Annotated in this window: 29 protein-coding genes and 3 tRNA genes; 5 read left to right on the forward strand and 27 right to left on the reverse strand. The window is 70.1% G+C overall.

The window, feature by feature from the left end:
- Positions 1 to 2: 2 nt before the first annotated feature.
- From AC1DXJ_RS03250 to AC1DXJ_RS03340, 19 genes are all read right to left on the reverse strand, one after another.
- Positions 3 to 830: an MlaE family ABC transporter permease gene (locus tag AC1DXJ_RS03250; protein WP_477613532.1), complete on the reverse strand. Its 828-nt coding sequence runs from the start codon at positions 828 to 830 to the stop codon at positions 3 to 5.
- A gap of 16 nt (positions 831 to 846) precedes the next feature.
- Positions 847 to 1,617, reverse strand: a complete 771-nt coding sequence (locus AC1DXJ_RS03255; protein ID WP_477613533.1) for an MlaE family ABC transporter permease — start codon at positions 1,615 to 1,617, stop codon at positions 847 to 849.
- Positions 1,618 to 2,616 carry an ABC transporter ATP-binding protein gene (locus tag AC1DXJ_RS03260; protein WP_477613534.1) on the reverse strand — a complete coding sequence of 333 codons (999 nt, stop codon included), beginning with the start codon at positions 2,614 to 2,616 and terminating at the stop codon, positions 1,618 to 1,620.
- Positions 2,617 to 2,793: 177 nt separating this feature from the next.
- Complete coding sequence (locus AC1DXJ_RS03265; RefSeq protein WP_477636315.1) at positions 2,794 to 3,060, reverse strand: hypothetical protein; 267 nt, start codon at positions 3,058 to 3,060, stop codon at positions 2,794 to 2,796.
- 269 nt (positions 3,061 to 3,329) lie between these two features.
- A complete protein-coding gene (locus tag AC1DXJ_RS03270) occupies positions 3,330 to 4,541 on the reverse strand; it encodes a hypothetical protein (RefSeq protein ID WP_477613536.1) in 1,212 nt (403 codons plus the stop codon).
- Positions 4,538 to 5,269, reverse strand: a complete 732-nt coding sequence (locus AC1DXJ_RS03275; RefSeq protein ID WP_477613537.1) for an ABC transporter ATP-binding protein — start codon at positions 5,267 to 5,269, stop codon at positions 4,538 to 4,540. Before AC1DXJ_RS03275 ends, AC1DXJ_RS03270 begins: the two co-directional genes overlap by 4 nt.
- Before the next feature lie 10 nt (positions 5,270 to 5,279).
- Positions 5,280 to 5,642 carry a hypothetical protein gene (locus AC1DXJ_RS03280; protein WP_477613538.1) on the reverse strand — a complete coding sequence of 121 codons (363 nt, stop codon included), beginning with the start codon at positions 5,640 to 5,642 and terminating at the stop codon, positions 5,280 to 5,282.
- Between the two features lie 222 nt (positions 5,643 to 5,864).
- Positions 5,865 to 6,251, reverse strand: coding sequence for a 50S ribosomal protein L7/L12 (rplL, locus tag AC1DXJ_RS03285; RefSeq protein WP_477613539.1), 387 nt, complete (start codon positions 6,249 to 6,251; stop codon positions 5,865 to 5,867).
- A gap of 85 nt (positions 6,252 to 6,336) precedes the next feature.
- Positions 6,337 to 7,005, reverse strand: a complete 669-nt coding sequence (rplJ, locus tag AC1DXJ_RS03290) for a 50S ribosomal protein L10 (RefSeq protein WP_477613540.1) — start codon at positions 7,003 to 7,005, stop codon at positions 6,337 to 6,339.
- Between the two features lie 293 nt (positions 7,006 to 7,298).
- On the reverse strand, positions 7,299 to 8,069 hold the full coding sequence (locus tag AC1DXJ_RS03295; protein ID WP_477613541.1) for a hypothetical protein: 771 nt from the start codon (positions 8,067 to 8,069) through the stop codon (positions 7,299 to 7,301).
- 153 nt (positions 8,070 to 8,222) lie between these two features.
- Positions 8,223 to 8,942 (reverse strand): 50S ribosomal protein L1, encoded by a 720-nt coding sequence (rplA, locus tag AC1DXJ_RS03300; protein ID WP_477613542.1) that lies wholly within the window; start codon positions 8,940 to 8,942, stop codon positions 8,223 to 8,225.
- Between the two features lie 230 nt (positions 8,943 to 9,172).
- A complete protein-coding gene (gene rplK / locus AC1DXJ_RS03305; protein ID WP_056924021.1) occupies positions 9,173 to 9,607 on the reverse strand; it encodes a 50S ribosomal protein L11 in 435 nt (144 codons plus the stop codon).
- Positions 9,608 to 9,699: 92 nt separating this feature from the next.
- Positions 9,700 to 10,596, reverse strand: a complete 897-nt coding sequence (gene nusG, locus AC1DXJ_RS03310) for a transcription termination/antitermination protein NusG (protein WP_477613543.1) — start codon at positions 10,594 to 10,596, stop codon at positions 9,700 to 9,702.
- 65 nt (positions 10,597 to 10,661) lie between these two features.
- Positions 10,662 to 10,931, reverse strand: a complete 270-nt coding sequence (secE, locus tag AC1DXJ_RS03315; protein WP_477613544.1) for a preprotein translocase subunit SecE — start codon at positions 10,929 to 10,931, stop codon at positions 10,662 to 10,664.
- A 59-nt stretch (positions 10,932 to 10,990) separates the two neighbouring features.
- Positions 10,991 to 11,063, reverse strand: a tRNA-Trp gene (locus tag AC1DXJ_RS03320).
- 197 nt (positions 11,064 to 11,260) lie between these two features.
- On the reverse strand, positions 11,261 to 13,630 hold the full coding sequence (locus tag AC1DXJ_RS03325) for a LuxR C-terminal-related transcriptional regulator (protein ID WP_477636316.1): 2,370 nt from the start codon (positions 13,628 to 13,630) through the stop codon (positions 11,261 to 11,263).
- Positions 13,631 to 13,696: 66 nt separating this feature from the next.
- A complete protein-coding gene (locus tag AC1DXJ_RS03330; RefSeq protein ID WP_477636317.1) occupies positions 13,697 to 13,846 on the reverse strand; it encodes an ATP-binding protein in 150 nt (49 codons plus the stop codon).
- 179 nt (positions 13,847 to 14,025) lie between these two features.
- On the reverse strand, positions 14,026 to 14,166 hold the full coding sequence (locus AC1DXJ_RS03335) for a hypothetical protein (RefSeq protein WP_477636318.1): 141 nt from the start codon (positions 14,164 to 14,166) through the stop codon (positions 14,026 to 14,028).
- Positions 14,163 to 14,468, reverse strand: a complete 306-nt coding sequence (locus AC1DXJ_RS03340) for a DUF4242 domain-containing protein (RefSeq protein ID WP_477613546.1) — start codon at positions 14,466 to 14,468, stop codon at positions 14,163 to 14,165. Before AC1DXJ_RS03340 ends, AC1DXJ_RS03335 begins: the two co-directional genes overlap by 4 nt.
- A 251-nt stretch (positions 14,469 to 14,719) precedes the next feature.
- Between AC1DXJ_RS03340 and AC1DXJ_RS03345 the strand changes: the two genes are divergently transcribed.
- The 5 genes from AC1DXJ_RS03345 (at position 14,720) to AC1DXJ_RS03365 (ending at position 20,056) form a co-directional block, all read left to right on the forward strand.
- On the forward strand, positions 14,720 to 16,021 hold the full coding sequence (locus AC1DXJ_RS03345; protein WP_477613547.1) for an aspartate aminotransferase type Ic: 1,302 nt from the start codon (positions 14,720 to 14,722) through the stop codon (positions 16,019 to 16,021).
- A 107-nt stretch (positions 16,022 to 16,128) separates the two neighbouring features.
- Positions 16,129 to 17,448, forward strand: a complete 1,320-nt coding sequence (locus tag AC1DXJ_RS03350; RefSeq protein ID WP_477613548.1) for an MFS transporter — start codon at positions 16,129 to 16,131, stop codon at positions 17,446 to 17,448.
- Entirely contained in the window at positions 17,445 to 18,458 is a 1,014-nt protein-coding gene (locus AC1DXJ_RS03355; protein ID WP_477613549.1) for a TolB family protein, read from the forward strand. Before AC1DXJ_RS03350 ends, AC1DXJ_RS03355 begins: the two co-directional genes overlap by 4 nt.
- 52 nt (positions 18,459 to 18,510) lie before the next feature.
- Positions 18,511 to 19,008: a DUF5709 domain-containing protein gene (locus AC1DXJ_RS03360; protein ID WP_477613550.1), complete on the forward strand. Its 498-nt coding sequence runs from the start codon at positions 18,511 to 18,513 to the stop codon at positions 19,006 to 19,008.
- Positions 19,009 to 19,027: 19 nt separating this feature from the next.
- Positions 19,028 to 20,056, forward strand: coding sequence for an adenosine deaminase (locus AC1DXJ_RS03365; protein ID WP_477613551.1), 1,029 nt, complete (start codon positions 19,028 to 19,030; stop codon positions 20,054 to 20,056).
- Between the two features lie 72 nt (positions 20,057 to 20,128).
- Here AC1DXJ_RS03365 and AC1DXJ_RS03370 read toward each other — a convergent pair whose 3' ends face one another.
- From AC1DXJ_RS03370 to aroQ, 8 genes are all read right to left on the reverse strand, one after another.
- Complete coding sequence (locus AC1DXJ_RS03370) at positions 20,129 to 21,205, reverse strand: UDP-N-acetylmuramate dehydrogenase (protein WP_477613552.1); 1,077 nt, start codon at positions 21,203 to 21,205, stop codon at positions 20,129 to 20,131.
- 10 nt (positions 21,206 to 21,215) lie between these two features.
- On the reverse strand, positions 21,216 to 21,638 hold the full coding sequence (locus tag AC1DXJ_RS03375; RefSeq protein ID WP_477613553.1) for a MaoC family dehydratase: 423 nt from the start codon (positions 21,636 to 21,638) through the stop codon (positions 21,216 to 21,218).
- Positions 21,639 to 21,640: 2 nt separating this feature from the next.
- Positions 21,641 to 22,087: an FAS1-like dehydratase domain-containing protein gene (locus AC1DXJ_RS03380; protein WP_477613554.1), complete on the reverse strand. Its 447-nt coding sequence runs from the start codon at positions 22,085 to 22,087 to the stop codon at positions 21,641 to 21,643.
- A 109-nt stretch (positions 22,088 to 22,196) separates the two neighbouring features.
- Positions 22,197 to 22,367: a 50S ribosomal protein L33 gene (gene rpmG / locus AC1DXJ_RS03385; protein ID WP_270887403.1), complete on the reverse strand. Its 171-nt coding sequence runs from the start codon at positions 22,365 to 22,367 to the stop codon at positions 22,197 to 22,199.
- A 130-nt stretch (positions 22,368 to 22,497) separates the two neighbouring features.
- Positions 22,498 to 22,571 (reverse strand) — tRNA-Met (locus AC1DXJ_RS03390).
- 32 nt (positions 22,572 to 22,603) lie between these two features.
- Positions 22,604 to 22,676 (reverse strand) — tRNA-Thr (locus AC1DXJ_RS03395).
- A 138-nt stretch (positions 22,677 to 22,814) separates the two neighbouring features.
- Complete coding sequence (locus AC1DXJ_RS03400; RefSeq protein WP_477613555.1) at positions 22,815 to 24,014, reverse strand: acyl-CoA dehydrogenase family protein; 1,200 nt, start codon at positions 24,012 to 24,014, stop codon at positions 22,815 to 22,817.
- An 86-nt stretch (positions 24,015 to 24,100) separates the two neighbouring features.
- On the reverse strand, positions 24,101 to 24,550 hold the full coding sequence (gene aroQ / locus AC1DXJ_RS03405; protein WP_477613556.1) for a type II 3-dehydroquinate dehydratase: 450 nt from the start codon (positions 24,548 to 24,550) through the stop codon (positions 24,101 to 24,103).
- Between the last annotated feature and the right edge of the window lie 142 nt (positions 24,551 to 24,692).

A 24,692-nucleotide genomic window follows, 5' to 3' on the forward strand; every position in this document is an offset into this window, starting at 1 on the left:
CGCTAACCCGCGATCCGTACGGTCGTCGTGGCGCCCCACACCGCCAGGGAGAAGAAGAAGTCCACGATGTTGATGGCGACGATGGAGGTCCGCACGGCCTTGCCGACGGCCACGCCCACGCCTGCCGGACCTCCGGACGCGTTGTAGCCGTAGTAGCAGTGGATGAGGATGATCACGACCGCGAACACCATCACCTTGAGGAACGAGAAGAGGACGTCGATCGGCGGCAGGAACAGGTGGAAGTAGTGGTCGTACGTGCCGGCCGACTGCCCGAAGTAGTGCACGACGATGAAGCGGGTCGCGCCGTAGGACGAGAGCAGGCCCAGGACGTAGAGCGGGACGACCGCCACGAAGCCGGCGATCATCCGGGTCGTCACGAGGAACGGCAGCGAGGGGATTCCCATGACCTCGAGTGCGTCGACCTCCTCGGAGATGCGCATCGCACCGAGCTGGGCGGTGAAACCACACCCGACCGTCGCCGCGAGCGCCAGCCCCGCGACCAGCGGGGCGATCTCGCGGGTGTTGAGGTAGGCGGAGACGAAGCCGGTGAGGGCACCGGTCCCGAGCTGGTTGAGCGAGGAGTAGCCCTGGAGACCGACCTGGCTGCCGGTGAAGAAGGCGAGGAAGGCGATGACCCCCACGGTGCCTGCGATGACGGCGAGGGCACCCGAACCGAGCGAGACCTCCGCCAGCAGCCGCAGGATCTCCTTCTTGTAGCGGCGCAGGGTGCGCGGGCTCCAGGCGAGCGAGCGGACGTAGAACCGCATCTGCTCACCGAGGCTGTCGAGCGCCTCGACAGGCCGACCCGCGAGGTCCAGGACTTTGCTCACTGGGACTGCACCTCCTTCAGATCTTCTGGGGGACGACTTGGAAGTACACGGCGCTGGCGACGAAGTTCACGACGAACAGGAACATGAAGGTGATGACCACGCTCTGGTTCACTGCGTCGCCGACGCCCTTGGGGCCGCCGCCCGCGGTGAGGCCCTTGTACGAGGCCACAACCGCGGCGATGAAGCCGAAGATGAGGGCCTTGATCTCGCTGGTCCACAGGTCCGCCAGCTGGGCGAGCGCGGTGAACGAGGCGATGTAGGCGCCGGGGGTGCCGCCCTGGATGATGACGTTGAAGAAGTAGCCACCCGCGACGCCGACGACCGACACCAGCCCGTTGAGCAGCAGCGCGACGACCATGGCAGCCAGCACCCGGGGCACGACGAGGCGCTGGATGGGGCTGATCCCGAGGACCTCCATCGCGTCGATCTCCTCGCGGATCTTGCGCGAGCCGAGGTCTGCGCAGATCGCCGACCCGCCGGCACCGGCGATCAGCAGGGCCGTGACGATGGGTGAGGCCTCACGGATGACGGCGAGCACCGAGGCCGCCCCGGTGAAGGACTGGGCGCCGAGCTGGCGGGTCAGGGTGCCGAGCTGGAGGGCGATGACCGCACCGAAGGGGATGGAGACCAGGGCCGTCGGGACGATCGTCACCGAGGCGATGAACCAGCACTGCTGGATGAACTCCTTGGTCTGGAACGGCCGCTTCGGCAGGGACCGTCCGACGTCGAGGACGAGCGCGAAGAGCGATCCGCTCTGGCGCAGTGCACCAATAGCTGGATTGCCCATCTAGATCGCCGCCTCAGCAGACTGAGTKGGCTCGGTGTGGCGGACACCGGGAACGCCGGCGTTGTGCGACTGGAACGACCCGGGGGGCGGCGTGATGCCGTTCGCGCGGCACCAGTCCCCCGCCGGACGCTCGCCGCGGCGGGGGGTGCCGTCGCTGGTGCCGAGCTGGAGCGGGATGGGCGGCAGCGGCGGCAGCTCCTGGCCGGACTTCGCCTCGGCCGCGAGCTCGTCGGCGTCCTTCTCCTCGGACATGCCGATGGGGCCGATCGTCTGGGCGTTCAGGAACTGGCGCACCACCGGCTCCTCCGAGCTCAGCAGCATCTCGCGCGGCCCGAACATGGCGAGGTGCTTGTGGTACAGCAGCCCGATGTTGTCGGGCACCGTGCGCGTCGAGTTGATGTCGTGGGTGACGATCAGGAAGGTCGCGTCGATCTGCGCGTTGAGGTCGATGAACAGCTGGTTGATGTAGGACGTGCGGACCGGGTCCAGACCGGAGTCCGGCTCGTCGATCAGCAGGATCTCGGGGTCGAGCACCAGCGCGCGGGCCAGGCCGGCCCTCTTGCGCATGCCACCCGAGATCTCGCCGGGCAGCTTGGACTCAGCGCCGGTCAGGCCGACCAGGTCCATCTTCTCGAGGACGATGGTGCGGATGTCCGACTCGGACTTCTTGGTGTGCTCACGCAGGGGGAACGCCACGTTGTCGTAGAGGTTCATCGAGCCGAACAGCGCGCCGTCCTGGAACAGCACCCCGAACAGTTTGCGCACCTCGTAGAGCTCGCGCTCGCGCATCTGGGTCAGGTCGCGGTCCTGGATCCAGATCGCGCCCGCCTCCGGCTTCAGCAGGCCGACCAGCGTCTTGAGGAAGACCGACTTGCCGGTACCCGACGGCCCGAGCATCACGGAGATCTCCCCCGCGGGGAGGGTCAGCGAGACGTCGTTCCAGATCACCTGCGACCCAAATCGCTTGGTCAGGCCTTCGACCCTGATCTCAACGCCCACAGCTCCACCTCGTCGTGAATGTCCACGCCCGCCACACATGGCGGGCCCCGGTTCGCAGGGCTCAACGAGGCGGGCAAGCCGAAGTTACGCCCCGGTATGCCACGGCAGCCGGTGCACACGCGGCATACGGGCGCTTTTTCTGGCATGCGAAAGCGGGCCCGACTGGGTGGTTTGGAGTCAGCGATGGCGTGGGGTCAGGACGACGAAAGCGATCGCACACGCGGCATACAGTGCTAGCGCGGCGGCGAGGGGGAGTCTCCCGACGGTCCGGCTGATCGGAGCCAGAGCGGTCATGAACTCGAGGCCGACGGAGACCAGGCCAAGCCCCAGCACCACGGCCGGCCCCTGGTTGACTGTGATTGTGGGCGCGACGACCCCGCCCGCTGCCAACAGCACGAACCACGTGAGGAAGGCGGCGTTCGCGTAGAAGGCGTGGCCAACCATGGCCGTCAAACCAAGCAATGTCGTGGTCAGGCCCAGACTCCAGGCACGGACCTGCCGTGCGCGCACCGCACCGCCCGCGAGCGCCCCGAACGCGCCTCCGAGTGGCACCACCGCGAACGCCACTTGGAGCGCGGCCAACGGCCAAACCAGTGGGAGGGGCTGCCTCAGCGCCGACACCACATGACTCCCCGCCGCCACCGCTGCGAGGGCCGTGCACGCGACTCCCAGCCCCGCAGCTTTCGCTCGGTGCGCCTTCGCGAATGTTCCGATCACGTGAGGTCGCCGCGCATGACGTGGCACGACAGGATCGCCTCGAAGGCTGAGGTGACGTCCGAGGGAACCGGCTTGGGTGGGGTTTGTCCGACGAGTACTGCGACCAACCAGCCTTGGACGACGTCCTGCGCATCGAGGAGGGGGCCAGCCTCCTTCGCGGAGTAGAGCTCGGCACACTGGTGTGGCCGGGCCAGCGCGCGTGAGGTCGCCTGGGGAGAGTAGCCCTGCGCCGTCAGGTTCGCGGGGTCGAAGTCCAGCGGGGCCGCGGATCCCAGCTTCGCGTACTGGTCGAGTCGAGCGACGGTGAAGCGTTGGGGAGCGACGAACTGAGTCCCGTCCAGCGTGTGGTAGCTGTCGGCCAGAGACCTCTGGACGGGCTCGAGCAGCGGCAGTCGAGATGTGGGTCCACACACCGCAGGGTGCCGGCCAACGCACCGCACCTGTTCCGTGGAGACCTCGTAGACCTGGCTGTCCAACGGCCACGCGGCAGGCAGGACCACAGCCACGGCGACGACAGGGGCGAGGAGAACCCACAGGAAGCTACTCGGTCGACGCACCGCGGTCAGCCAGCTGGAGGCGAGAACCAGACCACCGCCCAGGACCAGCAGTCCGGCGAGCGACAGCGCGGCCCGGGACGGTGTCCGCTGCAGGCCAGTCAACGTCCCGTACGTGGTGACCGCCTCGAACGGGCCGCGGCCAAACGGTGCCGCGATGACGAGGGTGGCCAGCACTGCCAGCACGGCCGCCGGCGCGGCCAGGAAGCCGTCGACCACGAGGCCGACGCATGCCCCCACCAAGGACGAGACAAGGATCGGGAGGAGCACCTCGGCATACACCCAGTAGTCCGTCGGACCGACTCCGCCGCGGCGGAGCACAGCGACGGCCACAGCCAGCCAGGTCAGCACGTACGCGGCACCAGCGCAGAGGGCCACGGCGAGCGCGGGCGCCAGCGCCTGGCTCCCGCGCCGCGCCGAGGCCTTGGCCAGCTCGGCCACGGTCGGTCGATACCGTCTCGCGGTGTCGTGGGCCGCGGCGGCGGCAACCAGCGGGCAGGCGATGATCACGCTGGCGGCCGACAGTCTCGTGCCCCAGTCCCACTCGACCTGCCAGTGGCCTTGGCTGAAGACAGTGGTGAGGGTGAAGCCCGCCAGGGCCACGGCCACCGGAGCCCCCGCACCGCGACGGATCCACAGTGCGATGCCGTTCACGCCGGGACCGGCTCCTCGATGACGCGGAAGAAGCCCGACTCGATCGCGCTGCGCCGAGACCCGGCCGGGGCGAGGTCCGCGAGGTCCGCGACCGTGCCGGAGAAGCGAAGTCGACCGGCGTGGATCACCAGGACGTCGCCTGCGAGGTCGGCAACGTCTTCCACGACATGGCTGCTCAGGAGCACCGTCGATTCAAGCCCCCTGATCAGCTCGACCATGGACCTTCGCTGAGCCGGATCGAGACCCGTGGTCGGCTCGTCCAGGAGAAGGACCTCCGGCTCTGATGCAAGGGCCTGGGCGAAGGCCACCCGGCGAACCATGCCTCCAGAGAGGGTCGACAGTCGGCGAGCGGCGACGTCGGCGAGGCCCACAGCCTCCAGGCATTCGTCGGCACGCGACTGGGCCTCTCTCGTGGGCAGGCCCTTGAGCCACGCGAGGTACGACACCACTTCCCGGGGCGTCAGCCGACCCGGGAAGCTCGCCCCTTGAGGCATCAGCGCCACGAGCGGGAGGGCCTCGCGTCGGGTCGCCCGCGCATAGAGGTCCCTCCCGCCGACAGCGACCGATCCGGAGGTGGGTTCGAGGATGCCCGCGGCGCACGACAGGAGCGTGGACTTGCCTGCGCCGTTGACCCCCAGCAGGGCCGTCACGCCACGCCCCAGAGTGAACGAGACCTCGCTGAGGGCGGTCTCCCGCCCGTAGGCGTGTGTGACGTCCTGCACCTGCATGACGGACCGGCTAGGGGTAGCGACGATAGTCATCCGAGCAGGGATCGCTCAGCGTCACCGACCGGCATGTCCGCACCTGGTAGGAGTAGTTCCCGACCACCGTGCCGTACGGCACGTTGATGGACTTGTCCAACATCTTTGCGTAGCTGGACTCACCGTCACTGCGCTGTCCTGAGGACAGGGTGAATGCGGTCCCGCGCGCGTTGTTGCCCCACACCTTCGCGTAAACGCGACCGTCACCGACTTTGGTGTCCCGCAGGGTGCTGGTGAGGGTCACCTTGGTGCCCGAGAGCCCGAGCGTGCCGTATCCGCCTCCCCCACTCATCACGATGGGGTTGGACGAGCTGGCCCAGGTCCAGGCCTGTGCTGACATCACCCCTACCGTGGAAAGCGCCACCACTCCAGCGACCACCCCGACCGTGCGTCTGATCCCGTACATGCCATACCCCCTGTCCAAGACCGTGTCGTCTGACCTTGAGACTCGAGAGAGGGCCGGGCGTGACGCGGCCTGCCGGGCGGACATGCGGAAGCGGGCCCGACCTGGTGGTCGGACCCGCTTCGCAGCAGTGCTGGTGCTCCCCGAGGGGAGCTCAGATCACTTGAGGGTGACGGTGGCGCCGGCGGCCTCGAGGGCCTCCTTGGCCTTGTCGGCCGCAGCCTTGTCAACCTTCTCGAGGACGGGCTTGGGGGCGCCGTCGACGAGGTCCTTGGCTTCCTTCAGGCCGAGGGAGGTCAGCGCGCGGACCTCCTTGATGACCTGGATCTTCTTGTCGCCAGCAGCCTCGAGGACGACGTCGAACTCGTCCTGCTCCTCGGCGGCAGCGGTGTCGCCACCGGCCGGGGCGCCGGCCGCGGCAACGGCCACGGGGGCAGCAGCGGTGACGTTGAAGGTGTCCTCGAACTGCTTCACGAACTCAGAGAGCTCGATGAGGGTCATTTCCTTGAAGGCCTCAAGGAGCTCGTCGGTGGAGAGCTTCGCCATGATGGGCGTCCTTTCTAATTCTTGGTATGCCGTGAGTGGCGTCTTGGTGTGTGAGCGGGCTCGGTGCGGGGTTGCCCCGACCGGGTCAGCTCTCGTCGCCACCCTCGGCGACGTCTGCGGTTGCCTCGGCCACGGGGGCCTCGGCGGACGCGTCGGCTGCGGGAGCCTCGGCGGTGTTGTCGTCAGCCTCGGCAACCTCGGCCTCGGCGGCGGGAGCGGCGGCAGCAGCCACCGGGCCCTCGGCCTCGACCTTGGCGCGCAGCGCGTCGACGACCCGAGCGGTCTGCGACAGCGGTGCGGCGAAGAGGTAGACAGCCTGGCTGAGCGACGCCTGAAGGGCACCGGCCAGCTTGGCCAGGAGAACCTCGCGGGACTCGAGGTCCGCGAGCTTCGTGATCTCCGCGGGAGTCAGGGCCTTGCCGTCGAGGACGCCGCCCTTGATCACGAGGAGGGGGTTCGCCTTGGCGAAGTCACGCAGGCCCTTGGCGGCCTCGACCGGGTCGCCATCGACGAATGCGATGGCGGACGGTCCGACGAGCTGGCCGTCGAACGCCGTGACTCCGGCGTCCTTGGCAGCAAGCTCGGTGAGCGTGTTCTTCACGACGGCGAAGGTGGCGTTTCCGCGCAACGAGTTGCGGAGATCGGTGATCTGCTTCACCGAAAGCCCGCGGTACTCGGTCAGCACGGCCGCGCCGGAGTTGCGGAACTTGTCCGACAGCTCGGCGATGGCGGCAGCCTTGTCAGCCTTGGCCATGGGGCCTCCCTTCCGTGTGTTCGACCGGCCGGAGCTGGAGGCCACACGGAAAGAGCCCCATGCACAGGGCACGGGGCTCGCACGCGGGCAGGCTCTGGGAGCCGGCACTGCGGGTGAATCGTGGCCTGCGCTGGACGCCCACCGGAGTGGAACCTTCGGTCACGTGCTGCCTATTGCGGTGGCACGCGACAACCGAGCGGTCTTTGGTCAGGGTCCAGAGTACGGGTGGGCGGGCCCCCGACCAAATCGCTGTCTCCCGGCGCCCCCGGGCACCGCCCGGTCGACCCGTCGGCTCACGGGACCTTGAAGGTGCCCACCTGACTGGCGGGTGGTGCGGTGATGGTGACCGGCTTCCCCCAGCCGCCGAACGTGCCGCCGACGGTCTGTCCCTCGACCTCGACGGTCATCGAGACGGGCCTGTCCTTGGCGTCCAGGACGTAGCGGGTGGTGACCGGGGCCATCGACGGCACCGCGCCCTGGCCGGCTTCGCCGAGGAGCTTGGCCGGGTCGATCGACACCTCGTAGGTCGTCCCGGTGGCCGACGAGCTCACGACCGTGGCCTCCGCGCCGACCATCGCGTCGGCGAACTGGCGGGGACTGCCCATCTGGCCCAGCATCCCGGAGAACAGCTGGCTGGACGGGTCCTTGGCCTTGGGGTCGATCTTCACCCAGGGCTTGGTCGAACCGGGGAGGCCCTTGATGTAGAGCACGCCGTCGATCGACACGATCTCCATCCGGACGCCCTCGAGCGCCATGACCATCCGCTGGCGCATCGTGCCCTTCCTCATGATGAAGGAACCGCTGGCCGTGCCCCCGGCGCCGACGTTCATGGTCATCGTGCCGGAGCCGGCCTTCACCATCGCGGCGAGCATGCGAGTACCGAGGTCGCCCCCGTCGACCGTCGTGCCGACCGCGAGACCGGCAGCGGAGGCAGAGCTCGACGCCGTGGTCGAGCTGGTCGAGGGTGTCGCGCCGGCGTTCGACACGGCAGGCGTGGTGCTGCCGCAGGCGCCGAGCGCCAGGGTCGCGGCAAGGGCGAGGGCGGCGCACGAGATGGTCTTCACAAGAATCCCCCAGGACGGGCACGTGGGGCACGTCCCCGACGGCTGCGTCCACGCTACCCCGACAGCCACGCCCGGCGCCGGGATTCGGGCAGACGAGAGCCCGCCCCCGGTGCGGGTGGCGGGCTCTCGGCAGGACTGCGGCGAGGCTGGGACTCAGGCGGTGGCCTCGTCCTCGACCAGCAGGTTGCGGGTGCGGGTGTAGTCCAGCGGGATGCCGGGGCCCATCGTCGTCGACAGGGTGGCCTTCTCGATGTAGCGGCCCTTGGAGGAGGACGGCTTCAGGCGCAGGATCTCGTCCAGCGCGGTCGCGTAGTTCTCGACCAGCGACTTCTCGTCGAAGGAGGCCTTGCCGATGATGAAGTGGAGGTTCGCGTGCTTGTCGACACGGAACTCGATCTTGCCGCCCTTGATGTCGGTCACGGCCTTGGCCGTGTCCATCGTGACCGTGCCGGTCTTCGGGTTGGGCATGAGACCACGCGGGCCCAGGACCTTGCCGAGACGACCGACCTTGCCCATCATGTCCGGCGTCGCGACGACCGAGTCGAAGTCGAGCCAGCCGCCGGCAACCTTCTCGAGCAGCTCGTCGGAACCGACGAAGTCGGCGCCGGCCTCACGGGCGGCCTCGGCCTTGTCGCCGTTGGCGAACACGAGGACGCGGGCGGTCTTGCCCGTGCCGTGCGGCAGGTTGACGGTGCCACGGACCATCTGGTCGGCCTTGCGGGGGTCGACGCCGAGCCGCATCGCGACCTCGACCGTCTCGTCGTACTTGGCCTTGGCGGACGCCTTGGCGAGGCGGACGGCCTCGAGGGGGGCGTAGCTCTTGGTCGCGTCGATCTTGTCCGCGGCCTCGCGGTAAGCCTTGCTGCGCTTCATTTCTGCTCCTTGGTCTTTCAATGGTGCTGCCTGGGTGTTTCGGTGGAGTTGTGGTCTGTACGGACCAGCGCGGTCCTGCCACGTGCCCCGGTATGCCGCGTGGGCGGCATACCGAGTGGGTTTCCTGCAACCTTTGCTAGCAAAGGTTGCTGGTTGGTGGACAGGTTGCAACCTGTCCAGCGTCACCTAACCCTTGCTAGCAAAGGTTAGGTGACGTCGGGGGGTGTAGATCAGAGGGTGGTGTCGATGCCCATCGAGCGGGCGGTGCCGGCGATGATCTTCATCGCCTGGTCGATGTCGTTGGCGTTCAGGTCTTCCATCTTCTGCTCGGCGATGGCGCGGACCTGGTCGGCCGACAGCTTGGCGACCTTGGTCTTGTGCGGCTCGCCGGAGCCCTTGGGCACACCCGCGGCCTTCTTGATCAGCTCGGCGGCCGGCGGCGTCTTGGTGATGAAGGTGAAGGAACGGTCTTCGTAGACCGTGATCTCCACGGGGATGACGTTGCCGCGCTGGGACTCGGTCGCAGCGTTGTACGCCTTGACGAACTCCATGATGTTGACGCCGTGCTGGCCGAGGGCCGGGCCGACGGGCGGGGCGGGCGTGGCCGCGCCGGCCTGGATCTGCAGCTTGATGAAGCCGGAGATCTTCTTGCTCTTGGGAGGCATTGCTGTGTTCCTTCTGTTGTGGTGGGCCTACGCCGTGGGCGATGACCCGGTTGCATGCTCCCGGGATGCCGGGAACAGGTGCTGTCGTGCGCTCAGATCTTGGCGACCTGGTTGAACGACAGCTCGACCGGGGTCTCCCGGCCGAAGATGGAGACGAGCACCTTGAGCTTCTGGGTGTCGGGGTTGATCTCGGAGATCGTCGCGGGAAGGGTCTCGAACGGCCCCTCCATGACGGTGACGGACTCGCCGACCTCGAAGTCGACGACCGCGGCTTCCTTGGCCTTGCCCGCGCCACCCCCGGCGGCGCCGGCAGTCGCCGGGCTCTCCAGGTCGGCCGGAGCGAGCATGGTGAAGACCTCGTCGAGGCTCAGCGGCACCGGCTGGTGGGCGTTGCCGACGAAGCCGGTGACGCCGGGCGTGTGGCGCACGGCGCCCCACGACTCGTCGGTGAGGTCCATGCGGACGAGCACGTATCCGGGCATCCGGACGCGGCGCACGAGCTTCTTCTGGCCGTTCTTGATCTCGGTGACCTCTTCCATGGGCACCTCGGCCTCGAAGATGAAGTCCTCCATGTTGAGGGAGGTCGTGCGGTTCTCGAGGTTGGCCTTCACGCGGTTCTCGTAGCCGGCGTAGGAGTGCACGACGTACCAGTCGCCGAACTTGGCGGCGAGAGCGTCCTTGAACTCCTGCACGGGGTCGGCCGGCGGGGCGTCGAGGTCCTCGGTCAGGGCGTCGGAGTCGTCAGCCGAGTCGCCCTCGGTGGCGTCGTCGGCGGCTGCGTCGTCGGAGGCTGCGTCGTCGGAGGCTGCGTCTCCGGAGAACGTCAGGCTCGACACCTGCGGCTGGTGGGCCTCGCTGTCGGCGGCGTCGGTCTCGTCGCGCTCGACCTCCAGGTCGGACTGGGGGTCGGCGTCCTCTGCGGCAGCACCGTCAGCCGCGACCTCATCGGTCTCGGGCTCGGCGTTCTCGGTGGTCCACTGGTCGGACACGCTGATGACCTACTTCCTTCTGGTATTCGCCGGGTGACCCCGGGGTGTCTGTGGCAGGACGGCGGTCAGCCGCCGAAGACCCACAGCACGAGCTTGGTGAAGCCGAAGTCCACGGACGCGACCAACGCCATCACGAACGTCACGAACACGATCACGACGATCGTGTAGTTGACCAGTTCGGACCGCGTCGGCCGGACGACCTTGCGGAGCTCGTCGAGGATCTGGCTGACGAAGAGGGACATCGAGCGGAAGAACCGCGAAATCGGGTTGCCGCCCTTGTCACTCTTGCGGCCGGTGCGACCAGAGCCGCGGGTGTCCGCGCTCACGTCCGTCACGATGCCTCTGCTTTCACTCATGTATGCCGTGACCGGGTCCGGTCACAGGTCCTGCTACGCAGGGCAGGAGGGACTCGAACCCCCAACCGCCGGTTTTGGAGACCGGAGCTCTACCAATTGAGCCACTGCCCTACGGAACTCTCCGCGGGGGCGGTGGGTTCCGGGAGGCTGACCTGACCCGTTCGCGGGCATGCCAGAAGCATGGCCAATGTCAACCGAGGAGAAAGCATACGTGAGGCCCGCTGCCGAACGCGAACTCGCCGGTGAGGCCCGCGAGCGCGACTCCTGTCACCCGCCCGCGGCGCGCCGCCGACGCCGTGCCGGCACCTCTAGACCAGGCCCAGCTCCGAGGCTCGCCGCACGACGTCGCGCCGGGTCCCCAGCCCCAGCTTCGTGAGCACGGCGGAGACGTGGTGGTCGGCAGTGCGCGGGGAGATGTACAGCTTGTCCGCGAGCTCGGCGTTCGTGAGCCCCAGCGCCACCAGTCGGGCGACGTCGAGCTGGCGGGAGGTCAGCCCGGACGGGTTGGCGACGGTGGTCGCGCGGCGACGGGCGGGCACCCTGGACAGGCCGCGCTCGCGCAGCACGCCACGGGCCCGGTCGGCGGCTGCCCACGCACCCATCGTCTCGAGGTCGGTGAGGGCACCGACCGCCACCTGCTCGTCGGTCGACCCGATCCGCGCCAGCGCGGACTCGTAGGGCGCTCCCAGGGCCCGCCACTGCTCCGCCGCCTCCTCGTACCTCCCGTCCAGCTCCAACGCACTCGGCTCCGCGACCACGGCTCCGGCCAGTGCGTCGCCGACGGCGTCGGGGTCCAGCCGGTGCAGCCACACGGCGAGGCGCCCGGTGGACCACTGCACCCCGGGCAGCCTGCCCACCTCACGCAGCAGGGCGCCGGCCTCGTGCACCACGGCGTCGGCGTCGACCGGCGCCGGTCCGTGCGTGTCCAGCAGCCAGGCCCGCTCGGCCTCGGCCGCCATGACAGCCAGCAGCGCCAGGGGCTCGTGCATCTGCTCGGCGAGGATGCGCGCCTGCCCCAGGTGGTCCTCGCCCTCCCGCGCGGCCTCGCCGCGACGCAGGGCCACCAGGCCCGCCACCAGGTGCGGCCACAGGCTGGCGATCGGCGCCCCGCCGTCGAGCACAGTCCGCGCGTCCTCGAGGCCGGCCTCCCACCGACCGCGCTCGAACTGCAGTCGCGACCGCACGCCGGTCTGCCACTGCTCGCAGATCGGGATGTCACGGTCGACGGTGAAGGGGATGGACTGCTCCAGCAGCCTCTCGGCGTCGCGGAACCGTCGCTGCTCCACGTCGATGGCGACCAGCTGGGACCACCCGGTCGAGGCCGTCTCGTCGAAGAGCCGCGCGGCCGCGTCATGGACCAGCGTGAGCAGCCGGTCGCGCGCGGCGAGGTCGTCGCCCATCAGGAGGTCGCCGGCGGTGCCGAGGATCTCCGATCGCACCAAGAGCTCGTCGTCCGACCGCTCCTGCGCCAGCGAGCGGGTGACCGCCCTGCCCTCCGCGGTGGCGTCGGCGTCGTTGCGACGGAACGCCAGCAGCATCTCCAGGGACAGCGCTGCCCCGTATGCCGGGGCGTCGCGGTGTCCCAGGGCCAGCTCGACGTGGTGCTCGGCCGCGGACCTCCGGGCCGAGTAGTACTCGATGAGGGCGCGCCTGCTGTGCGCTGCCGCGACTCCGTCGTCGTCGCGGGCCTCCGCCCACAGGCGGGCGGCCTCGGTGATCGAGGAGACGGCTTCGGACAGCCGGCTCACCATGTACTGCTGGAAGCTGAGCCGCTCCAGCAGCGCGGCCCGCTGGGCCTGGTCGCCTCCGGGGGCTGCACGAGCCAGCTCCAGGAACGAGACGGCCTCGCGGTGCGACCCAGCCTGCGCAGCCTCAGCGGCTGCCCGGTCGGCGTAGGCGCGCGTCCGCTCGGAGTCACCTGCCGCATGGGCGTGGTGGGCCAGCACGGCCGCATCGGCGCCCACGGCCTCCAGTGCATCGAGCACCCGCGCGTGCAGCCGGGCGGCCACCCCGGGCGCGATGGAGTCCTCGACGGCCCTGCGTGCCAGCTCGTGGCGGTATCCGACGCCGCGACGTGACCGTTCCAGGAGACCCGTGGCCTCGAGCCTGCGCAGCTGGGGCATGTCGATGGCCAGCCTGGGCAGCACGCGGTCGTCGAGGGAGTCGGGGGCCGTGGCGATCACCTGGAGCACCTCCAGGTCGGCGCCGCCGACCGCGCTCGTGCTGGCGAGCACGGCGTCGCGGACCGACGTGGGCAGCTCCTCCCCCGGGTGCCGGGCGATCTCGGTGACGAAGAAGGGGTTGCCGCCGGTCAGCGCGAGCACCGACGGCGGGTCGATCCCCGTGCCCTCGAGGACTGCGCGGATGGCGCCGATCGACAGACCCTTCAACGTGATGGTGCTGCCGGCGTCGAGCCGGGCGATGTCACCGAGCAGCGGACGGAGGGCATGGTCGGGTCCGACCTCGGCGTCACGGTAGGTGAGGAGGACGACGAGGGGCAGGGTTTCCACGCGTCGGGCCACGAAGCGCAGCACCTCGACCGACGCCTCGTCCACCCACTGGGCGTCCTCGATGACGAGGGTGGTCGGCTCACCCGCCACCGCGCCGAGCAGCCGTTCGGCCAGCGGCACCGGTGATCCCGGGTCCGCCCCCACCTCGACCCCGAGGTCGGCCAGCACGTCACGCAGCGGCCCGAGCGGTCGCGGGGTCTCCAGGGGATCGCAGAGCCCCCGCGCGACCCGGGTTCACCGTTGTCCTGTTGTCGCCACCCTGACGAGGGCGGACTTGCCGGCGCCAGCCTCCCCGGCCACGGCGACCACGCACCCTTGGGTGCGGCTGCGCTCCAGGGCCGCACGCAGATGCTCCAGCTGCGGCTCCCGCTCCACGAGCTCCACCCCGACAGGGTACGAGCCGCCGGTTGCGTCCCGAAAGCCCTCCGAGCCGGCCGGGCGACTCGGGGTGGTGGGCCTGTGGGCGCCGGGAGACGCCGACCGGGGACGGGCGGGCTGGGTGGCCGTTCCGTCCCCGGTGGCGGTGCCGCGACGGTCAGGGCGACCGACGACGGCGAGGTGGGTCACCGGGATTCGGCCCGGCGCCGGCGACGGACGTCGAGGACGATCCGGCGGGCGCTGCGCGGGCCGACCGGCCGCATTGCCCCCCTCCGGCCTCCGTCGGCCACGTCGTTGAGGAAGACATGCATCTGGGCGTCGATCATGCCGTCGCCCCCGCTCGTTCGCGTTCGAGCTCGGCCGCGGTGTGCGACCCGAACTCGGCCACGACCTCGGCGACCACCTCGCACGGAAACCCGCCCCGGCGGGCGTGCTCGCGGATGGTCTCGGCGTCCTCGGCCTCGTGGACGCAGTAGATCTTGTCGCCCGCGACGTAGCTGGTCACCCAGGTGTAGGGCACTCCCAACGACTCCACGGCCGCGTTGGACGTCCGGGAGATCTCGGCGAGCTGCTCGTGCGTGAGCTCACTTGCACCCTGGACCTGGCGCTCGATCAGAAAACGCTTCATTGGACTGTTCCTTCTTCTCGTGAGGTGCAACGGCCTCGTGCCGCCGCCCTCCAAGAGTCCGGTCGGGAGTGCCTCCCGGGCATCGGTACCCACTGCCCATCTGTCCTCCGCTCACCTGCCCACGTTCCCGACCCGCCTGGCGCCCCGACCCCCAGCGCCCCGACCCGGGTGCGGCACCCCGCCGCGCCCGCGGTGACCGGGCTGCGGACGGTGCCTTCGCGGCATACCGGGGCTCTGGGAGCATGGGAGGCGTGACCGAGCAGACCGCCACCGCCACCACCCCCCTCGCCGAGCGTTCACCGCAGGAGCTCGAGGCCTTCGCCGCCGAACAGCAGGAGGCGTATGCCGCGCTGAAGGCGCGCGGCCTGTCACTGGACCTCACGCGTGGCAAGCCCGCCGCGGCCCAGCTCGACCTGGCCGACGACCTGCTCAGCCTGCCCAAGGGCGTCAAGGACGCGAGCGGCGTCGACACCCGCAACTATGGCGGGCTCGAGGGGATCAAGGAGCTGCGCGAGATGTTCGCCGAGCTGCTGTGGGTGGAGCCCGAGCAGGTCGTGGCCGGCGGCAACTCCAGCCTGGTGATGATGCGCGACGTGCTGGTCGACCTGTGGCTGCACGGTGCCGTCGACAGCAAGCGCCCCTGGAGCCAGGAGGAGAAAGTCACCTTCATCTGCCCCGTGCCCGGGTACGACCGCCACTTCACCCTGCTCGAGTGGTTCGGCATCGACATGGTGACCGTGCCCATGCACGAGGACGGGCCCGACGTCGAAGCCGTGGCGACGTTGGCGGCGAGCGACCCGAGCATCAAGGGCATGTGGCTGGTGCCGACCTACGCCAACCCGACCGGGTCGGTCGTCACCCAGGAGATCGCCGCCCGACTGGCCGCGATGGAGACGGCCGCACCCGACTTCAAGATCTTCTGGGACAACGCCTACGCGTTCCACCACCTCACCGAGGACGAGGCCAAGAGCGCCGACATCCTCACCCTGGCTGCCGCCGCCGGACACCCGCACCGGCCGATCATGTTCGCCTCGACCTCCAAGATCACCCTGGCCGGCGCCGGTGTCGCGTTCCTGGCCGGGTCGGTCGAGACCGTGAAGTGGTACACCGGCCACCTGGGCAAGGGCGCGATCGGACCCGACAAGGTCAACCAGCTGCGGCACGCGCAGTTCTTCGGCTCACCGCAGGGCGTCCGCGACCATATGGCCAAACACCGCGAGGTCATCGCCCCGAAGTTCGCCGAGGTCGAGCGGATCCTGACCGAGCGGCTTGGCGGCCTGGGCGTCGCGACCTGGACCAGGCCGACAGGTGGCTACTTCGTCAGCCTCGACGTGCTCGACGGCACCGCCTCCCGAGTGGTGCAGCTGGCCAAGGAGGCCGGGATCGCCCTCACGCCCGCCGGTGCCTCGTTCCCCCACGGGACCGACCCCCGCGACCGCAACATCCGCCTCGCCCCGACCTTTCCCCCGCTGGAGCAGGTCAGCGAAGCCATGGAGGCCGTGGCCACCTGTGTCCTGCTCGCCTCCGTGGAGAAGGTGCGCGGCGAGGGGTGATGGCTGGGCGCCGCCTGTGAATCACGCAAAAGCTCCGGCGGTGCCCGCACGGCATACCTAGAATTGGCGGAACTGGCCGGGCCGACTCCGGCGCCGAGGGGGCGCGCGTGTATCTCAGCGACCGGCCGCGGGACGCGGCCGGCACCGAACGCCCCGCTGCCGCGCCCGAGAGCGGGCTCACGAGCGGGCCCACGAGCCCGTCCACGCGCACGTCCACGACAGGGCGCCGAGTGGGGTCGACCGTCATCCTGCTCGGCTTCGTCAGCCTGCTCACCGACATCTCGTCGGAGTCGCTGTCGGCGGTGCTGCCGCTCTACCTGACCGCCGTCCTCGGCCTCTCGCCACTGGCGTACGGCTTCGTCGACGGGCTCTACCAAGGGGTCAGCGCGCTGGTCCGGATCCTCGGTGGATGGCTGTCGGACCGGGCGGACCGGCCCAAGTGGATCGCCTTCCTGGGCTACGGGCTCTCGGCCGTCACCAAGGCCCTGCTCATCCCGGCGCAGGGGCTGGCCGCCGTCACCGCCGTGATCACGGTGGACCGGCTCGGCAAGGGTCTTCGCACCGCACCGCGAGACGCGATCATCGCCGCGTCGACCCCTGAGCCGTCGTTGGGCCGCGCGTTCGGCGTGCACCGGGCGCTGGACACGACCGGGGCGGCGATCGGACCGCTCATGGCGTTCTCGATCCTCTGGCTCGTGCCCGGCGACTACCGCGCGGTCTTCATCGCCTCGCTGGCCGCGGCGTTGTTCGGGCTGGCGCTCCTGGGCCTGATGGTTCCCGACGTGCGACCCCGACGGGCCGCGCGACGGGCGGCCGCACCGCCCGTCGCACCGTCCTGGCGCAGCCTGGCCGACCCTCGGTTCGGTCGCGTCGTGGCGGCGTCCGCGGTGCTGGGGGTGCTCACGATCAGCGACGGCTTCCTCTACCTCTCGTTGCAGCAGCGGGACGACTTCGCCGGCACGTGGTTCCCCCTCCTGTTCGTGGGCACGAACCTCGCCTACCTGTCGCTGGCCGTTCCCTTCGGCCGCCTGTCCGACCGGCTCGGTCGGGCCAAGGTGCTCGTCGGCGGCCACCTCCTGCTCGTCGGCGCCTACCTGTGCGCAGCCCTGCCGACCGGGGGGCTGGGGCTGACCGTCGCCTGTCTGCTCCTGCTCGGCGGGTTCTACGCGTGCACGGACGGTGTGCTGGCCGCGCTGACCTCCACGCTCGTGCCCGCGCCGATGCGAGCCAGCGGCATCGCGACGGCCCAGACCGTCGTGGCACTGGCCCGGTTCGCGTCCTCCCTGGTCTTCGGTGCCCTCTGGACGGGGCTGGGTCGTTCGACCGCCGTGTATGCCGTGGCGGCAGCCTTGGTCGTGGCGGTGGCCGTCGCGTGGTGGTTGCTCCGCGACGTCGACCGGACCGCGCAGGAGCTGGTGGCGGCATGAGCCTGCGACAGCGCGTCGTCGCCCTGGTCGCCGTCGGTGTGCTCCTGGTCGGCGGGACGACCGCCTACCTCGTGCTGTCGCGGGCCACGCAGCAGGAGGCTGTTCGCAGCGCCACCCCACAGAGCACGGTGTCGTTGGCCCAGGTGGCCAGCAGCCCACGCATCGTGTTCCGCAACACCGCGATCGGGCCGGTCTACGGTCGCGTGGCGATGGTTCCGCTCACCGATCCCTCAGGTCCACGTGCCGTCACGGCGACCTCTTGCGACCGGGTCTTCGTCGCCCGCACCCGCACCCTCTGCCTGGCCTCCGACGCAGGCATCGTCACGACCTACACGGCCAAGACCTTCGTCGACGCCGAGGGGCCGGTGCAGGATCTGCCGCTCACCGGCATACCCAGTCGGGCTCGGTTGTCCGACGACGCGTCGCTGGCCGCGACGACGAGCTTCGTGTCGGGCGACTCCTACGCCTCTGCCAGCTTCTCCACCCGCACGGTCGTCTCCCAGATCGGCACCGACCGCAGCTACGACCTCGAGAACTTCCGGCTGGTCCACCAGGGCAAGGCCATCGCCCCGTCCGACCGCAACTACTGGGGCGTGACGTTCGCGAGCGACGACGACGCCTTCTACGTCACGGTGAAGTTCGGGAAGACGACCTGGCTCGCCTCGGGTCGGCTCTCGACCAGGACCGTCCAGACCCTCCGCTCGGACGCAGAGTGCCCCTCCCTGTCCCCGGACGGGACCAAGGTGGCCTACAAGAAGCTCGGCACCCGCGGTCCCGGTGACTGGCGCCTGGCGGTGATGGACATCGCGACGGGCACGGAGGTCGCGCTGACCGAGCAGCACAGCGTCGACGACCAGGTCGAGTGGCTGGACGACCACCAGATCCTCTACGGGTTGCCGGGTGAGGGCACCCACGCCGCCGAGACCAACGTCTGGGTGGTGCCCGCAGACGGCACCGGGGCGCCGCGGCTGCTGATCGCGAAGGCCTGGTCACCGGCCGTCGTCCGCTGAGGCCCCCACCCACCGCCTTGCGGTGCCGGCCGCGCTGTCGCAGGGTGGGGACATGAGCGATCAGCCGGGAACGGAAAGCTTCGAGGACGACCTGGGCAGTGTCAGCCTGGACGACGGCGTGGACGCCGGCAGCGGTCAGGACCAGCTGCTCGACTCCAGCGAGGGCGACAACGAACCGTCCTCACCGCCCGACCTCCAGCCGCGCGCGACCGAGTGGGGCACGACGGCCTCCGAGCAGGGCCAGGAGGAGACCATCGAGCAGCGCATCCGGCAGGAGGTGCCGGACCCGGACTCCGCCTACGGCGCCCCGGACGACGAGGGCGGCCTCGACGCCGAAGCCCGCGTGGGTGGCGCGGACCCCGACTCCATCGCGGCGGAGGACGACTACCTCGGCGACGACGCCGTGGGGGACGCGAGCGTCGGACAGCTGACCGATCCCGACGAGGGGGACCGTCCGGACGAGGAGAGTGAGCTCGTCGGCGACGAGTCGAGCCCCAGTGGCGATCTGCAGAGCCCGGAAGAGGCAGCCATGCACATCGTGGAGGACTAGCCCTGCCAGACTGCTCCGCATGCGCCCGGTGACCGCCCTCCCGAAGGCGCACCTGCACCTGCACTTCACCGGTTCGATGCGCGTGGAGACGGTGCGCGACCTCGCGCAGAAGCACGCCCTCCACCTGCCCGAAGCCCTGACGACCGGGTACCCGCCGCAGCTGAGCGGACGGGACGAGCGCGGCTGGTTCCGGTTCCAGCGCCTGTACGACGCTGCTCGCGCGTGTGTGCGCGACGAGTCCGACCTGCGCCGGATCGTGCGTGAGGCAGCGCAGGACGATGCTGCCGAGGGCTCGCGCTGGCTCGAGATCCAGGTCGACCCGACGTCGTACGCGCCCTTCGTCGGTGGCATCACCCCAGCCCTCGAGATCGTCCTCGACGAGGCGGCGGCCGCCTCCCGCGAGGAGTCCACTCAGGTGGCGGTCGTGGTGGCAGCGAGTCGGATCCGCCACCCGCTCGACGCCAGGACGCTGGCCCGCCTCGCGGCGCACCACGCCGGCGAGGGGGCGGGCACCGTCGTGGGTTTCGGACTCAGCAACGACGAGCGGCGCGGTCAGACGTCCGACTTCGCGCCGGCCTTCGAGATCGCCCGGCGCGCCGGACTGGCCCTGGTGCCGCACGCAGGGGAGCTCCTCGGCCCGGCGGCGGTCGAGGCGACACTCGAGGCCATCCACCCCGACCGGATCGGCCACGGCGTCCGCAGCGTGGAGGACCCGAGGGTGCTCGACCTCGTCGCGGAGTCCGGGGTCGCCCTGGAGGTCTGCCCGCGCAGCAACATCGCGTTGGGGGTCTACGACAGCCCCGCGCAGGTGCCGCTCCGCATGATCGTGGAGCACGGCATACCAGTGGCGTTGGGCGCCGACGACCCGCTGCTGTTCGACTCCCGACTGGCCGACCAGTACGAGCTGGCGCGCACCGCCCTCGGCTTCACCGATGACGAGCTGGCCGAGCTGGCCCGGGGCTCGGTGACCGCGTCGAGCGCGCCGACGGCGGTGCAGAAGGCGGCGCTGGACGACATCGACGCCTGGCTCGCGGCCCCGACTGCCTGACTGCCTGACTGCCTGACTGCTGTGAGTTTGCAGGATCCGCCGGGTCAGGACGCGGCGGATCCTGCAAACTCGCTACAGCTCGTGGCCCACGAACACCGGCTCGTTGACCAGGGTGACCCCGAACGCGTCGTGGACGCCTTGCTGGAGGTGCCGCGCCAGGGCCGCGACGTCGTATGCCGTGGCCTCACCACGGTTGGTGATGGCCAGGGTGTGCTTGGTCGACAGGGCGGCCCCGCTGCCGGGCAGTGCGAAGCCCTTGCTGAAGCCGGCCTTGTCGATCAGCCAGGCCGCCGAGGTCTTGACCCCGCCGTCCGAGTCCGAGAAGCGAGGGGGCGCCGACGCCTCTGGTCCGAGCCGGGACGCTGCCCGGGTCGCCAGGGCTGCGAACCGCTGGGCCGACAAGACCGGGTTGGTGAAGAAGGACCCGCAGGACCAGGTGTCGTGGTCGTCGGCGTCCAGGACCATGCCCCGCAGCCGCCGCTGCGCCAGGACTGCCTCGCGCGCGTCCGTCAGTGGCACCCGCTCCCCCGGTGACACACCGAGCTGACGGGCCAGGTCGGCATACCCGATCGGCTGGCTGAGCTCGCTGGGGATGAGCTGGAAGAGGACGTCGAGCACCACGTAGCGCGTGGTGGCCTTGAAGGCGGAGTGTCGGTAGGTGAAGGCGCAGTCCGCGGCCGCCAGGGTGCGCACCTGCTGCTGGGCGCGGTCGTAGACCCTGACCGACGCGATGGTCTGGGCGACCTCCTGGCCGTAGGCGCCGACGTTCTGGACCGGGGTGGCGCCGCTCGACCCGGGGATCCCGGACAGCGCCTCCACGCCCGACCAGCCCTCGGCAACGGCTCGCTCGACGAAGTCGTCCCACACCACACCGGCAGCCACGCGCACCATCACCCCGCCGCACAGGTCGGCGGACTCGACGGTGACGCCGTCGGTGGCCAGTCGCACCACGCTGCCGGCGAAGCCGGCGTCGGCGACGACGAGGTTCGAACCGCCGCCGATGACCAGCAGCGGCTCGTCGGCGTCGTCGACCTCGCGGACGGCGTCGACGACGTCGTCGATGGTCTGGGCGGTGACGAGCCGGGCAGCGGGACCGCCGACCCGCATGGTCGTCAGGGACGCCAGGGGGACGTCGTGCTCGTCGTGCATCGAGGGCCGGTCAGTCGAGCTGGACGACGGCGATGCACCGGCCGAGCACCTTGGCGCCCTCGCTCGTCGCGGTGAGCTCGACCGTGGCACGCCGGGTGTCCTCGTCCACTGCTTTGACGACCCCGGTGACCTCGACCTCGCCACCGGCCTGAGGGACGACGACCGGCTTGGTGAAGCGGGTGCCGAACTCGACGACCCGGCCTCCGTCGCCGGCCCACTCCTCGACGACCGAGCCGACGGCCCCCATCGTCCACATGCCGTGGGCGATGACGTCGGGCAGACCGACGGACTTGGCGAAGGCCTCGTCCTGGTGGATGGGGTTCTGGTCGCCGGAGGCGTCGGCGTAGGCCACGAGGGTCTCGCGCGCGACGGTGAGCGTCAGCGGCCCGATGGTGTCGCCGACGGTCGCCTCGGCCAGGGTGCGTGCGCCCACGATCACTCCCCTCCCCGGATGACGATGGTGGACGTGGAGGTGCACAGCGCCTCACCGTCCCGCGTCGCCAGCTCGGTGCGCGTGGTGACCATCGCGTGGCCCCCTGCCTCGCGGACCGAGTCGACCGTCAGGATGCCGAGCACGGAGTCGCCCGCCGTGATGGGTCGGTGGTGGACGAAGCGCTGCTCGCCGTGCACCACCCGGGTGTAGTCGATGCCCGCCTCGGGATCCTGGACGAACACCGCGTCGCACTGCTGCGCGAGGGTGACGGCAAAGGTGGGCGGCGCGATCACGTCGCGGTAGCCGGCGGCCCGGGCTGCCTCGCTCGAGGTGTGCACGGGATCGGTCGAACCCACCGCCGAGGCGAACGCCGCGATGGTCGCCGCGTCCACGGCATACGGGCCACTGGGCGGGTAGCTGCGCCCTGCGAAGTCTGCGTTGACGGCCATGGCGACCACTCTATTCGTGCCCGACGACGACGCGACCAGGCCGCCCACCGGGGACACGACAAAGCCGCCCTGGGACCGAAGTCCGGGGCGGCCGTCGAGGCGCGTCAGGTCAGCGGGTCTCGCGGTGGACCGTGTGCTTGCCGTCGCGGGGGCAGAACTTCTTCATCTCCAGGCGGTCGGGGTTGTTCCGACGGTTCTTCTTGGTGATGTAGTTGCGCTCCTTGCAATCCACGCACGCCAAGGTGATCTTGGGGCGGACATCGGTGCTCTTGCTAGCCACGGGGCAACCTGCTCTCGGAACTGACTGGTGGTCTGTCTTGGTTCAAACAGAATGATGAGGAGCGCACCGATGAAGGCGCGACGACGCATCAGAATACGCGAATCCAGGGGTAATCCTGAAATCGCGGTTGTAGCGGGAGCGGGGCTCGATCCCGCGACCTCACGATTATGAGTCGTGCGCTCTAACCAGCTGAGCTACCCCGCCATGGGGTGTGCGCCTCACGACGCCGTTCCCAGAGCCCCCTGTCGGAATCGAACCGACGACCTTTTCCTTACCATGGAAACGCTCTACCGACTGAGCTAAGGGGGCCTGCCCACCCGGGGCTCGTGAGAGCCGCGCGGAAGTGCGACGGTGAGACTACACGGTCTTGAGCCTCCACCGAAAATCGAGGGTATGCCGCGTGGCCGGCCCCGTGCGACGGCTTTCCCCACACCGGTCCACCGGGGTCTAGCGGAAGGCCTGCTGGCCGGTCATCGCCTGCCCGATGACGAGGGTGTGCATCTCCACGGTGCCCTCGTAGGTGAGGACCGACTCGAGGTTGTTCATGTGCCGGATGATCGGGAACTCGAGGCTGATTCCGTTGGCGCCCAGGATGGTTCGGGAGGTGCGGCAGATGTCGAGGGCTTCCCGGATGTTGTTGAGCTTGCCGAGGCTGACCTGCTCGGGGCGCAGCGTGCCGGCGTCCTTGCGACGCCCCAGGTGCAGGGCGAGCAGCTGGCCCTTGACGAGCTCCAGGGCCATGTCGGCGAGCTTCTGCTGGGTCAGCTGGAAGCCGGCCAGCGGGCGACCGAACTGGTGCCGCTCCATCGAGTAGCGGCGGGCCGTGTCGAGGCTCGACCGAGCGGCGCCGAGGGAGCCCCAGACGATGCCGTAGCGCGCCTCCGACAGGCAGGCCAGTGGCCCCTTGAGGCCGGTCACGTCGGGGAACACCGCGTCGGCGGGTAGCCGGACCCCGTCGAGGACGAGCTCGCTGGTCACCGAGGCGCGCAGCGACAGCTTGTGCTTGATCTCGGGGGCCGAGAACCCGGGGGTGTCGGTGGGCACCACGAAGCCCCGGATGACGCTGTTGCCGTCCCCGGACTCGTCGACCTGGGCCCAGACCACCGCGACGTCGGCGATCGAGCCGTTGGTGATCCACAGCTTCGAGCCGTCGAGCACCCAGTCGTCGCCGTCCCGACGGGCGCGGGTGCGCATCGAGGCGGGGTCGGAGCCGTGGTCGGGCTCGGTCAGGCCGAAGCAGCCGATCGCCTCACCGGCCGCCATCCGTGGCAGCCACTCCTGCTTGTGCTCCTCCGTGCCCCAGCGGTGGATCGCGAACATCGCGAGCGACCCCTGCACCGAGACCAGGCTGCGCACGCCGGAGTCGGTGGCTTCCAGCTCGAGGCAGGCCAGGCCGTAGTCCACAGCGCTCATCCCGGCGCAGCCGTACCCCTCGAGGTGCATGCCGAGCAGCCCGAGCGAGCCGAGCTCTCGGGTCAGTCCGCGGACGTCGTCGATCTCACCGCGTTCGAACCAGTCCGCGACGAACGGCTCGACACGCTTGTCGAGGAAGGCGCGGACGGTGCCGCGGATCGCCTTCTCCTCGTCGGTGAGCAGGTCGTCGATGCCGGCGAGGTCCATCGGGTCGAGCGCAGACGGCGGGGTCATGCGCGCCAGTCTGGCAGGCCGACGGCCCGCGGCCGCCAGCTGCCGCTCAGTGGCGGTCGGGCTCGGCGACTGCCGTCGACCAGGGCTCAGTGGCGGTCGTCGATGAGCTCGGAGATCCGGGCGATCGCGTAGGCGTAGCCGCTGGGGCCGCAGCCGCAGATGACACCGTCGGAGACGGCGGACAGGTAGGAGTGGTGCCGGAACTCCTCCCGCTTGTGCACGTTGCTGAGGTGCACCTCGAAGACGGGGATGCTCACCGCGGCGAGCGCGTCACGCAGGGCGATCGAGGTGTGGGTGTAGGCGCCGGCGTTGATGACGATGCCGACCGCGCTCTTGCGGACCTCGTGGACGGCGTCGATCAGGGCACCCTCGTGGTTGCTCTGCCGGAAGTCCACGTCGAGGCCGGCCAGGCCCGCCGCCTTGCGGCACAGCGCCTCGATCTCGGCCAGGGTGTCGGAGCCGTAGACCTCGGGCTCGCGCTCGCCGAGCAGGTTGAGGTTCGGTCCGTTCAGGACGACGACGGTCTGCTGGCTCATCGTGGGCGCTCCTGTGCGTGCGGTATGCCGTGTGACCGCGGCTCTGCGGGTGCGGCCACCTTGCCATGCGGCCGGTCACTTTCAGGGTAGGGCACCTCAGGTCCGCATGACCGGCTGATCCGGTCATCGTCCGTTTGGCGGG

The sequence above is a fragment of the Pedococcus sp. P2_D9 genome, from assembly GCF_056404275.1.